A 12,560-nucleotide genomic window follows, 5' to 3' on the forward strand; every position below is an offset into this window, starting at 1 on the left:
AATAATAATATTAGAAAACTATTTGTTTAAATAATTTAATTTAATTAATTATTAGTAATTAATAATTATAATTATTTTATGGTATAATTTCTCCTATTAGTGTGGTAAAAGTAGAATTTATAATTTTTACTTTTTTATAAGAACCAATCTTACTTTTATTTTTAGGAAAAACTATAATATCATTATTAGAATTTCTCCCATAATAATATTTTTCATCCTTTTTTGATATTCCTTCTATCAAAACTTCTTGTATTTTACCAATATTTTGTTTTAATCGGTAAAAGGAATGCGATTTTTGAAGCATGATAATTTCATTTAATCTGCTTATTTTTAAACTATTTGGGACATTATCTTTTAATTTTCTATATGCATAAGTCCCTTGTCGAGAAGAATATTTAAACATAAATGAAAAATTAAATTTTATTAGATTCATAATTCTTATCGTCTCTCTGTGATCTGCTTGAGTTTCAGTGCAAAATCCTGTCATTATATCACTAGAAATTGAACAATCAGGAAGAATTTTTTTTATCCTTTTAATAATTAATAAAAATTCTTCAACTGTATATTTTCTCCTCATTAACGATAAAATTCTTGTACTACCTGATTGTAGTGGAAGATGAAAATGCTTACATATATTGGAATACTTCTTAACAACTTTTAAAAGATTTTTTGTGATATTAGAAGGATAAGATGTTAAGAAACGAATTCTCATTAACGGAACTGTTTTGGCTATTAATTCTAAGAGTTGGAAAAATTTCATTTTTTTCCAAAAATACGCATCTACATTTTGTCCTAAAAGTATTATTTCTTTATAACCTTTTTTATAGAGTAGTTTGCATTCTTTTAATATACTGTTAGGATTTCTGCTTTTTTCTCTACCTCTTGAATAAGGTACTATGCAAAAAGTACACATCTTATCACATCCTCTAATAATCGAGAGAAAAGCTGATATTCCATTTCTTCCTCTATTAGGAATTATCTTTGTATATCTTTCTTTATTTGCTAAGCTTACATCAATTTCTTTGTTGTTATTTTTTAATTTGTTAATCATTTCTGGAAGCTTTTTATAAGAATCTGGACCAACTATTAAATCTATAAACTTGAATTTTTCAAATAGTTTTTTTTTATAATGTGTCGCTAAACAACCTACTATTCCAAGTTTTAGTTTTTTATTTGTTTTTTTAAAACATTTTATTTTAAGAAAACGATTAAATATTTTTTTTTCTGGTTTTTCACGTATTGAACAGGTATTTAATAATATTATATCAGCCTTTTTTAAATTAGAGGTTTTAATAAAACCTGATTTTAACAGAATTGAACATATTATTTCACTATCATATATATTCATTTGACAGCCATAAGTTTCTATATAGAATTTCATAGTCAAGGAAATCGGTTATGTATTATTAATATAATTTCTTAGAAATAAAATTGAATAAAAAAAATAAAAATCTTTTATCTCATTCTAAATATAAATATGGATTCAATTATAAAATTGAATCTGATAAGATTTCCAAAGGACTTAACAAAAATATTATTTTGGAAATATCAAAAAAAAAGAAAGAACCTAAGTGGTTATTAAATTTTAGATTAAGAGCTTTTAAATTATTAAAAAAAATGTCTCTTCCTAAATGGGGAAATGTAAAATATAAAAAAATTGATTTACAGAATTTAAGATATTATTCAGCTCCAAAAAATTATAAAAAGAATAAAATGGATCCTGAATTAAGAAAAACTTTAAAGAAATTAAAACTTCCCATAAGTCTTAAAAATAAGACTCAGACTCAGAAATATCAGCTTTACAAAAAAATTATTGAAATAATAATTGATTCTGTTTCTGTAACTACTTATTTTAAAAAATTATTATTTGAAAAAGGTATAATATTTTGTTCTATAAGTAAAGCAATAAGATACTATCCTAAATTAGTTAAAAAATATCTTAGTAAAGCAATTCCGATAAATGATAATTTTTTTTCTACTTTAAATTCTTCAGTTTTTTCTGATGGCTCTTTTTGTTATATTCCCAAAAATATACGATGTCCGGTTGAGTTATCTACTTATTTTAGAATTAATGAATCAGGTACAGGACAGTTTGAAAGAACTCTTTTAATAGCAGATAAAAATTCATATGTAAGTTATTTAGAAGGGTGTACAGCTCCACAAAGAAAAGAAAATCAATTACATGCTGCAGTTGTTGAATTAATTGCTAGAGATAGTGCTGAAATTAAATATTCTACTGTTCAGAATTGGTTTCCTGGGAATAAAAAAGGATTTGGGGGAATATTTAATTTTGTTACCAAAAGAGGTATATGTGAAAATAAATCAAAAATTTCATGGACTCAAATCGAAACTGGCTCTGCTATCACTTGGAAATATCCATCCTGTATTTTACAAGGAAAAAATTCAAAAGGAAATTTTTTTTCAATAGCAATTACAAAAAATTATCAACAATCTGATACTGGTACTAAAATGATTCATATTGGAGAAAATTCAAAAAGTATTATAATTTCTAAAGCTATTTCTACTGGAAATTCTAAAACCACTTATAGGGGATTAGTTAATGTTTTAAAAGAGGCTTTAAATTCTAGAAATTATACTCAATGTGATTCTTTATTATTTGGTACTCAATGCAAAACTTTTACGATTCCAGATATTCAAGTAGAAAATTCTTCATCTCAAGTTGAACATGAAGCTATAATTTCTTTGATTGAAAGCTCTCAAATATTTTATTGCAATCAACGTGGAATTATAAAGGAAAAAGCTTTACAGTTAATAGTTAACGGATATAGCAGAGAAATAATTAATAAACTGCCTTTGGAATTTGCATTAGAGGCCAGAAAATTATTAGATTTAACTATAGAAAATTCTATTGGATAATTTTTTAGAAAATAGAAACCATTTTTTTAATGTTATTAAAAATTATCGATTTATCAGCTTCAATAAATAATAAAATAATATTAAATAATATTAATTTAAATATTAATTATAATGAAATTCATGTAATTATGGGGCCTAATGGCTCTGGAAAAAGTAGTTTGTCTTCTATTATAGCTGGTAAAAAAGAATTTTCGATTATTAAAGGGCAAATTTTATTTGAAAAAAAAAATATAACTTACTTATCTCCTGAAGAAATTGCACAGCGAGGTATTTTTTTATCTTTTCAATATCCTATAGAAATCCCAGGAATATCAATTATAAATTTTATTAAATATTCAATCAATGAAATTAGAAAAAGTAAAAATTTTAAAGAAATTTCTTCTAAAGATTTTCTTAAAAAAGTTTACAAAGTTTCTAAAATTATTGGTTTTAATAAAACTTTTTTATCACGATATATGAATTTTGGATTTTCTGGAGGGGAAAAAAAGCGTTGTGAAATTTTTCAAATGGGAATGATAGAACCTAAATTTGCAATTTTAGACGAAATTGATTCTGGGTTAGATTTGGATGCTCTTAAAATTATTGCTAATGGGATTTTGAGATTAAAGAAGAAAAAATCATCAATTTTAATTATTACTCATTATAATCGAATTTTAAAATTTATAAAACCAGATAAAATACATATTTTATATAAAGGCCAGATTATTAAATCTGGTTCTAAAAATTTAGCTCTAAAAATAGAAAAATATGGTTATGAAGGTTTAAAGAAATGACTTTAAAGGAAAAAATTTGGTTTTTCTTAAAAAACTTAAAAAACAAAAGCCCTAATAAATATATTGAAAGTCTTATTAATAAGTCAATTGGTTTTTTTTATAAAATCGGTTTTACCGAATTAAAGAAAACTTGTTTTAAGTCTGTTTTAAATTACGACTTTGATCTCCCCAATGGAAATAACGATATAGAATATTCTATTTTAAAAAAATTATCATTTAATAATAAATTTATTTCACTTTATTTTATAAATGGGTTTTTTAAATCCAGCTTATCTAATTTATGGAAATTAAAAAAATATATTAAATTTTCTTCCTTAAAGAATTGTTTATTCCACAAACTACCAACAATTCTACCAACAATTACTAAATATTTTTGTAATACTCTTTTTTCTAAAGATCATTTTTTTTTTCATAACTCTTTCATTGCTATAAATATTTCTTTAACAACTGATGGAATATTTATAAAAATTCCAAAAAATACTAATTTAAAGATTCCAATAGAAATAATAAATATTTATTACCCTAAAAAATCTAGTATAATTAATTTGAAGAATATTATTGTAGTTGGAAAAAATTCTAAGTTAAAAATTATTGAAAGACATATTTCAACAAGCAAAACAACAAGCAAAAAAAGCAAAAATTACATTTTTAGCAATGTTTTTACAGAAATTTTTTCAAAAGATCAAAGCCAGGTAGAAGTTTTTAAGTTAGAAAATGATTTACGAAAAACTTATTTAATAGATAATACTTTTATTAAGCAAAGTTCGAATAGTGTATGTAAAGTATTTACTTTTTCATCAAATATAAGAAATATTATTAATAATATTAATTGTTTGAAAGTTGGAACAGATACTCAATCATTTTTTAATGGCCTTTCTTTTTTTAAGAAAAGTAATAACATAAGTAAAATATATAATAAGATCTTTATTAAACATTTATTTTCTAATTCTGTGAGTTACCAAAATTATAAAGGTATTTTTAGCAAAAATTCTTATGGAATTTTTAAAAGTAAAATTAAAATTAATGAGAATTTATATAATATTAAGTCCAAACAAATAAATAGCAATTTATTATTATCTAATTCTTCTAAAGTTTTCTCTCGACCAGAATTTAAAACTGCATCAAGTAAAGTAAAATGTTCACATGGTACAAATATAGGAAAACTCGATAAAAAAACTATATTTTTTTTTCGTACTAGAGGAATAGAAAAAAAACAATCTATAAAATTGGCTATTTTAATTTTTGCAAACGAGCTAATCAAATTAGTAAATTTAAATATTTTAAAAACTCAAATTAGAAATTACTTGAAAAAGAATATTAATTAGTTTTAAACTTTAATTTTAATGTTTTCTTATGAAGAAATAAAAACAATTCGTAAGCAATTTACAATTTTTAAAAAAAAAAATATAATATATTTTGATAATGCAGCAACTACTCAAAAACCTTTTAAAGTAATAAAGGCAATAAAAAAGTATTATTGTAATTTTAATTCTAATGTCAACCGAAGTTTTCATTTTTTAGGCCAATTTTCGAGTAATTGTTTAGAATTAAGTAGAAATAATGTTCAATCTTTTATTAATGCTAAATATAGAGAAGAAATAATATTCACTAGTGGAGCCACTGAAAGTATAAATTTAATAGCATTTTGTATTTATAAATTCATTAAAACTTCAGATAATATTATTATATCACATTCTGAACATCATTCAAATATAACTCCTTGGCAAGTTTTAAGCCAAAAGAAGAAGGCCAATTTAAAAGTAATTCCAGTTAATTCAGAAGGCGAATTAAATCTTAGAATTTTTAAGAAATTAATTACAAAAAAAACAAAATTGATTTCTATTAGTCATGTTACTAATACATTTGGAATTATTAATCCTATTAAAAGACTGATTAAAACTGCTCATAAGTATAATTCTTTAGTTTTAATTGATGGTTCACAAGCAATATCCCATATAACTATTGATGTGCAAAATTTAGATTGTGATTTTTATGTATTTTCCAGCCATAAAATGTATGGACCAACTGGTTTAGGGATTTTATATGGTAAAAAAAAAATCCTTGATAAGTTTCCTCCTTATAAATGTGGTGGGGGAATGATTGAAAAAGTAACTTTAAAAAAAACTATATTTTATGGTCTTCCTTTTAAGCTAGAAGCTGGGACACCAAACATTGCTGGAATAATTGGAACTAATAAAGCTTTAAATTTTATTGTAAATTATTCTATTCGAAAAATAAATACTTATGAAACAAAACTACTTAAATATGCTATTAAAATTTTAAGTAATATAAAGGGAATTAAAATTTATTACAAGAATTCTAAGCTTACAAAGATTTTATCTTTTAATATAGAAAATATACATTCATTTGATTTGGGAAAATTATTAAATAATCATGGGATAGCTGTTAGAACTGGAAAACATTGTGCTCAACCAATCATGAATTACTTAAAAATTAATGGAACTATTCGTATAAGTTTCGCAATATATAATACTATTGAAGAAATTGATATATTTTATAATTCTTTAATTAAATGTTTATATTTTTTTTAAGACTACTTAATAATATTATATAATTATATATATTATATTATATAATATAATATAATATAATTATTTATTAATTAAAAATGAAAAAAAAAATAAGAATATTTAATTTAATAACTATAAAAGAGTTAGCATCATTAACTAATGTACGAAAAGAGGAAATAATAAAGATTTGTAGTTCATTAGGAATTAAAGTATCTTTTTATCAACGATTAGATTATGAATTATTGACTTTAGTAGCTTCAGATTTGGGATATGAAGTTGAATTGATAGATAAACAAATAATAAAACGCAATAACAAGAAAGTAAGTCTATCAAGAGATCCAGTTATTATTCTTCTAGGTCACGTTGATCATGGAAAAACTTCTTTATTAGATTACATAAAAAGAAGCCAAGTAAATTATGAAGAATATGGTGGGATTACTCAAAACATAGGAGTATATAAAGTAAATATTAATAAAAATAATAGTTTAACTTTTATAGATACTCCAGGACATGAAGCCTTTATGGCGATGAGATATAGGGGCACTCAAATAACTGATATTGCGGTAGTAGTAATAGCAACTGATGAAGACATTATGCAACATACTAATGAAGCAATAAATAATGCAAAATCTGTTGGCATACCTATTATATTTGCTTTTAATAAAATAGATAAAAAAAATTCAGATATAGATAAAATAAGGAGAAAACTAGCAGAAATAAATATTTTAGTTGAAGAATGGGGTGGGGCTTATCAATCACAAGAGATATCTGCAAAATATGGAATTGGAATAGATAAACTAATAGAAAAAATAATTTTAGAAGCTGAATTATTAGATTTAAAATACTCTCCAGAGAATTTTGCGGTAGGTTCGATAATAGAATCCTCTTTAAATAAAGAAAATGGATATACAGCTACAATAATTATTAAAGATGGGATTCTAACTTTAGGAGATTATATCTTAGTTGGAGAAATTTTTGGTAAAGTAATTAAAATACTAGATGAAAGAGGTAATCAGCTTAAATATGTTCGACCTTCAAGACCAGTATTAATTTTAGGTCTTAATGGTACCCCAGCAGCAGGAGATATATTTCATTCCTATAAGACTGAAAAAGAATTTCAAAAAATATTTAATTATAAAAATCTTTTAAAAAAAGAGCAAGAATTAAGATTCGAAAGTCATGAAAGTCATACCTCAGAAAAACTAAACATAATAATTAAGGCAGATTTAAACGGATCTCTAGAAGCTCTTACTGAATCTTTAGAAAAAATTAATATAAATAATAAAAAAATCAATTTAATTTATAAAAGCATAGGAAATATTAATGAATCTGATGTTTTACTAGCAGATACGTACAAAGCTATGATAGTTGGTTTTAAAGTTAAAATTTCTTCAGCAGCCCAAAAATTAGCTAATAATAATAAGATACTTATTAAAGTATATAATTTAATATATAAAATGGAGAAAAATATAAAGGATTTTTTGAGCAATAATTCCAAGAGAGAAGAGTTAATTTACGGTAGAGCAAAAATACAAAATTTTTTTACTATACGAAAAATTGGTATAGTAGCAGGTTGTATAGTTTTAGAAGGGAAAATGGTAAGAAATTCCACAATAAAATTAAAAAGAGATAATAAAATTCTTTATGTGGGGAAATTAAATTCTTTGAAAACTTTTAAAAAAGATGTCAATGTAGTAAAAAAAGGTTCTGAATGTGGAATAAATATTAAAAATTTTAATAATATAAAAATAGGAGATATTATAGAATCATATAAGGATTTAGGAGGGAGTTGGAGAATGGGAGGAGAATCTAAGGTAATTTATTGATATAAATCTGTATTTTTCTTTTTAATCTATTGGCTTTATTTTTATGTATAATTTTTTTTTTTGCTAATTTATCTATTAAGGATGAAGTTAAACTAAATTTTAGTTGTGCTATTTTTTTATCTTTTACTGATTTATTCTTTTTAATTGCAGTTTTTGTGGATTTAAAAAAATATTTGTTGATTTTGGGAATTTTTTTATGTGAACCCATTCTTTCTTATTTTAAGATAGCCCATAGGGGAATTGAACCCCTCTTTTCAGAATGAAAATCTGATGTCCTAACCAATAGACGAATGGGCCCTTTTTTTAAATCTTTTTAACTCCATTTAAGAAATGTTTTTTGTAAAACACTCCTTTTTTATATAAAAAAGATTTAACAGTATTAGTAGGTTGTGCACCTTTTTCTAACCAATATATAGCTTTCTCTACATTTACTTCAACAATATATGGATTTTGAACGGGATTGTAAATTCCGATTTTTTCAATGAATTTTCCATCTCTAGGAGAATTGGAATTAGCTATTACAATTGAATAAAAAGGTTGTTTTTTTTTTCCTTTTCTTTGTAGACGGATTCTAAGAGACATAAATTGAATTGAGTAAATAAAGTATATATAACAAAATATACTTATATTGTAAAAAAAAACCTTTATATTTAATGTTAAAAGATTCGTAGTGTAATGGTAGCACAGCAGATTTTGGTTCTGTTAGTTAGGGTTCAAATCCCTGCGAATCTGAAGAATCGAATATGAAGTAAAGAATGTAAAGAATCATCTTCTAGAATCTGTATCTTCTAGAATCTAAATCTAAAACCCGTCAAAGAAGAAATAGCAAAAAGATCGAGATTATTAATCTATATAAAGATAAACAATTTCATGTTTATCATAGAGGAATTTTAATTGATAAAACGATTTATTAGAAAGGGAGAGTCTTTAAAAGAAAGACTAATGACTGTAATAGCAATAATTAATAATTATAATTAATAAAATTATAATTAATAATTATTTTTAGCAGAATTTATTATTTTTTCTTTACTCGGGTACCAAAGTTTAATTAAGTTTTTGGCATAAGGAGCTGGAGTATCTTCTAAAGTAATTCTTTTGATTGGAGCATCTAAGTAATCAAAAGCATATTTTTGTACTAAATAAGTAATTTCAGATGAAATAGAACAAAATGGCCAAGCTTCTTCTAGAATAATTAATCTATTAGTATTGTTTTAATGATTACATCATTAATAGCTGATTTTAAAAGCCCTTTAGCATCATATGCATTAGATGGAACTACTACTTTTAATCCAGGACAATGAGCATACAAATTCTCTAAAGATTGTGAATGTGTAGCACCCAATTGACCAGCAAATCCTGTAGGGCATCGAAATACTATTGGTAGTTGACCTCCACTCATTTGTCGGATTTTAGCAGCATTATTTATTATTTGATCTATAGCTACTAATGAAAAAAGTCATAAATTAATTTTTTTTATCTTTGACTTTTAATATAAGAAAGAAATTAATTTTCGAAATTTAGAGGTATGTCTTAGTCTTTTTAAAGTATGGATTTCGATTTGTCTACATCTTTCACGAGTTAATTTTAAGATTTTAGCTATTTCTTCTAATGAATGAGGGTAACATCCTAGACCAAAATGAAGTTTAATAATTTTAGCTTCTCTCTCGGGTAGAGTTTTTAAAACGGATTGGATTTCTTCTTTAAGGGAATCCAATTCTAATTTTTCTTCTGCATTTTCACAATTTTTATTTGTTAAAATTTCATACCAGTTAACTGGTTCTTCTTCTTCATTCAATGGAGCATCTAAAGAAGGTAGTTTATATGAGTTTAGTAGGGCTTCATCTACTTCTTTTTCTGTACATTTTAATGTGTCGCTTATTTCTTTTATAGTGGGTTTTATTTTGAATTTTTGTTCGAATTTTAAAATGAATTTATTTACTTTATTATAAAATGCTATCTTATTTGTTGGGCACCGTATTCCACGAGATTGTTCAGAAATAGCTTGTAATATCGATTGTCTAATCCACCAAACGCAATATGAAATGCATTTGTATCCTTTTCGTTCATCAAATCTACATATTCCTTTTATTAATCCCATATTGCCTTCATTAATTAAATCACTAAAGCTCAATCCTTGGTTTTGATATTTTTTAGCTATAGAAACTACAAAACGAAGGTTGGATTTTATTAATAGATCAATACATTTTTTAGCTATTTTTTTTTCATATTGAGTTGCATTTTCATTATATCCCCTTCTAATTTTTCTAGCCAAAATTATTTCTTCTTTATAAGATAATAATTTAATTTTTACTATTTCCTCTAAGTATTTTTCAATAGTTTCTTCATCTAAATTTTTGTATAATTTCTGTTTTTTCTTTTGGATCTGAGGTCTCATAGGTTTGTTTAATATCATTTTAAGTATTAGTATTATTTAAGTATTTATTTGAGAATATCATTTTCCCATTTTTATTGTCTACTCCCAAATATTTTACTAAGATTATATCTCCAATTTTTAAAAAATCTTCTAATCTATCATATTTCTGAAAATTAATTTCAGAAATATGTAATAGGCTTTCTATATGTAATAGGCTTTCTACACCTTTATAAATTTCAATAAATACTCCGAATTCTTTGATAGATCTAACTCTTGCCTTATATATATTTCCAATTTTAGGAATAAAAATCAGAGATTTTATTACTCTTACTGCTTTTTTAATTTCCTCATTTTTTTTTCCAATTATTTCAATACGTCCTAAATTATTCTTTTCCTCGATAAAAATACTTGTATTAGTTTCATGTTGAATGTCAGTAATTTTTTTTCCACCATGGCCTATCACAGTGCCTATAAAGGATTTAGGTATAGTGAAAGCATAAATTTTTGGAGCCTGAGGTTTAAGAAATAATCTAGGTTTTGGTATAGTTTTTAACATTTTGCCTAAAATAAATAATCTCCCAATTTTAGCCTTTAAAAGGATTTTGGCTAAAATTTCATGATTCAAACCTTCAACTTTCACATCCATTTGACATGCAGTAATTCCTAGTTTAGTCCCTGCTATTTTAAAATCCATATCTCCCCAAAAATCTTCTTCTCCTAAGATATCTGATAGTACGATTTTTTCTCCAGTTGCTTTATTGATAATTAAGCCCATCGCAATTCCTGCTACTGGTCTAATAATAGGTATTCCAGCATCCATCAAGGCTAAAGTACTTGCACATACTGTAGCCATTGAAGAGGACCCATTAGATTCTAAGACATCTGCTACTATTCTTATAGTATATGGATTATTACTTGGCAGTATATTCTTTAAAGCTCTTTGAGCTAAATTCCCATGTCCTATTTCACGACGTGAAATACCTCTAATAATTCTTATTTCTCCTGTAGAAAAAGGTGGAAAATTATAGTGTAAATAAAATTTTTGTTGATCTTGCTCAATTACATCTTGCTCAATTACAGAATCTATTTTCTTAACGTCTGAAGAGGACCCTAAAGTAATGGTAGATAAAGCTTGTGTTTCACCTCTGGTAAATAAGGCGGAACCATGAACTTCAGGTAAAAAATCCACTTTACACCAAATATCTCTTATTTTATTAAAATTACGTCCATCTAGCCTTTGTTTTTTTTTAAACATTAAATCAAGAATAATTTTCTTTTTTAATTCGTTAAAATAATATTTTATTTCATTTTCACTGTCCTTAGGCATTTTTTGTTTTACTTTTTTTAATAAAGTTTCTAATTTTTCATTTCTTTTTTGTTTATTATAAAATTTATTATAAAGTTTTGTTATATTATATTTTATTAATTTTATTATTTTATCATTAAAAAAATTTTGACCTTCTTTTTTCTTGATTATAGTTGTTTTTTTAAGTTTAATTTTTTTTCTTAATCGTTTTTGAGCTGATATTTGATATTTAATATGTTTGTGAGCATATTTTATAGCTTTTAGAAGTTCAAATTCAGAGATTTCTTTCATTTCACCTTCTATCATAATAATTGAACGGTTAGACCCACCTATAATTAACTCAAAACTTGAGTTTTTAAGTTGTTCTATTCCAGGATTTAATACAAAAGAATTATTTACTCTAATTATTCTTACTATTGAAACTGGTTCTGTAAAAGGGATTTTAGAAATATATAATGCAGAAGAAGCTGCGAGACAGGCTAAAACATCTGGTAATATCTTTTTATCATAAGATAAAAGAGAAATCATAATTTGAATATCTTTATAGAAGTTTTTGGGAAAAATGGGTCGTAATACACGGTCTATAAGTCTCATCGTCATTATTTCTTCTTCTGTACATCTGCCTTCTCTTTTAAGATATCTCCCCGGAATTTTACCTATCGCTGAATATTTTTCTCTATAATCTATTGTAAGTGGTAGAAAATTTACACCTTCTTTTTCTTCTTTTGAAATTACTACTGTAGCCAATAAAATTGTATTTCCCATTCTGATTATAACTGAACCATTAGCTTGCTTGGCTAATTGGCCAGTTTCAATATTTATATATTTTCCATCATTTAAAAATATTTTTTCTTTTATTAATTTTGTAATCAT

10 protein-coding genes, 2 tRNA genes and 1 pseudogene are annotated in these 12,560 nt (G+C 24.4%); 6 read left to right on the forward strand and 7 right to left on the reverse strand.

Annotated features, from left to right (window positions below):
- Positions 1–76: 76 nt before the first annotated feature.
- Positions 77–1,381: a tRNA (N6-isopentenyl adenosine(37)-C2)-methylthiotransferase MiaB gene (gene miaB, locus SMPYRVIR_RS00600; RefSeq protein ID WP_246980219.1), complete on the reverse strand. Its 1,305-nt coding sequence runs from the start codon at positions 1,379–1,381 to the stop codon at positions 77–79.
- 50 nt (positions 1,382–1,431) lie between these two features.
- On the opposite strand from miaB, the gene sufB reads away from it, so the two are divergent.
- The 5 genes from sufB (at position 1,432) to infB (ending at position 8,007) form a co-directional block, all read left to right on the forward strand.
- Entirely contained in the window at positions 1,432–2,877 is a 1,446-nt protein-coding gene (gene sufB, locus SMPYRVIR_RS00605; protein ID WP_246980221.1) for a Fe-S cluster assembly protein SufB, read from the forward strand.
- A 29-nt stretch (positions 2,878–2,906) separates the two neighbouring features.
- Positions 2,907–3,650, forward strand: a complete 744-nt coding sequence (gene sufC, locus SMPYRVIR_RS00610; protein ID WP_246980224.1) for a Fe-S cluster assembly ATPase SufC — start codon at positions 2,907–2,909, stop codon at positions 3,648–3,650.
- Positions 3,647–4,975: a SufD family Fe-S cluster assembly protein gene (locus SMPYRVIR_RS00615; RefSeq protein WP_246980226.1), complete on the forward strand. Its 1,329-nt coding sequence runs from the start codon at positions 3,647–3,649 to the stop codon at positions 4,973–4,975. Before sufC ends, SMPYRVIR_RS00615 begins: the two co-directional genes overlap by 4 nt.
- An 18-nt stretch (positions 4,976–4,993) precedes the next feature.
- Positions 4,994–6,202, forward strand: a complete 1,209-nt coding sequence (locus tag SMPYRVIR_RS00620) for a SufS family cysteine desulfurase (RefSeq protein WP_246980229.1) — start codon at positions 4,994–4,996, stop codon at positions 6,200–6,202.
- 77 nt (positions 6,203–6,279) lie between these two features.
- Positions 6,280–8,007 (forward strand): translation initiation factor IF-2, encoded by a 1,728-nt coding sequence (gene infB, locus SMPYRVIR_RS00625; protein ID WP_246980231.1) that lies wholly within the window; start codon positions 6,280–6,282, stop codon positions 8,005–8,007.
- Here the strand turns inward: infB and rpsT are convergent.
- The 3 genes from rpsT to rpsP all read right to left on the reverse strand — a co-directional run bounded on the left by rpsT (position 7,991) and on the right by rpsP (position 8,589).
- Positions 7,991–8,215 (reverse strand): 30S ribosomal protein S20, encoded by a 225-nt coding sequence (rpsT, locus tag SMPYRVIR_RS00630; protein WP_246980233.1) that lies wholly within the window; start codon positions 8,213–8,215, stop codon positions 7,991–7,993. The genes infB and rpsT overlap by 17 nt on opposite strands.
- Before the next feature lie 17 nt (positions 8,216–8,232).
- A tRNA-Glu gene (locus SMPYRVIR_RS00635) sits at positions 8,233–8,304 on the reverse strand.
- A gap of 6 nt (positions 8,305–8,310) precedes the next feature.
- Positions 8,311–8,589, reverse strand: a complete 279-nt coding sequence (gene rpsP, locus SMPYRVIR_RS00640; RefSeq protein ID WP_246980236.1) for a 30S ribosomal protein S16 — start codon at positions 8,587–8,589, stop codon at positions 8,311–8,313.
- Between the two features lie 79 nt (positions 8,590–8,668).
- Between rpsP and SMPYRVIR_RS00645 the strand changes: the two genes are divergently transcribed.
- A tRNA-Gln gene (locus tag SMPYRVIR_RS00645) sits at positions 8,669–8,739 on the forward strand.
- Between the two features lie 257 nt (positions 8,740–8,996).
- Here SMPYRVIR_RS00645 and SMPYRVIR_RS00905 read toward each other — a convergent pair.
- From SMPYRVIR_RS00905 to SMPYRVIR_RS00665, 3 genes and pseudogenes are all read right to left on the reverse strand, one after another.
- Positions 8,997–9,460: pseudogene (locus SMPYRVIR_RS00905) on the reverse strand (transketolase C-terminal domain-containing protein); the annotation flags it as partial.
- A 33-nt stretch (positions 9,461–9,493) separates the two neighbouring features.
- Positions 9,494–10,420, reverse strand: coding sequence for a sigma-70 family RNA polymerase sigma factor (locus SMPYRVIR_RS00660; protein ID WP_246980238.1), 927 nt, complete (start codon positions 10,418–10,420; stop codon positions 9,494–9,496).
- 1 nt (position 10,421) lies between these two features.
- Complete coding sequence (locus SMPYRVIR_RS00665; RefSeq protein ID WP_246980241.1) at positions 10,422–12,560, reverse strand: polyribonucleotide nucleotidyltransferase; 2,139 nt, start codon at positions 12,558–12,560, stop codon at positions 10,422–10,424.

The organism is Candidatus Karelsulcia muelleri (genome assembly GCF_022985615.1).
In the GTDB taxonomy this organism is placed as follows: Bacteria; Bacteroidota; Bacteroidia; order Flavobacteriales; family Blattabacteriaceae; genus Karelsulcia; species Karelsulcia muelleri_G.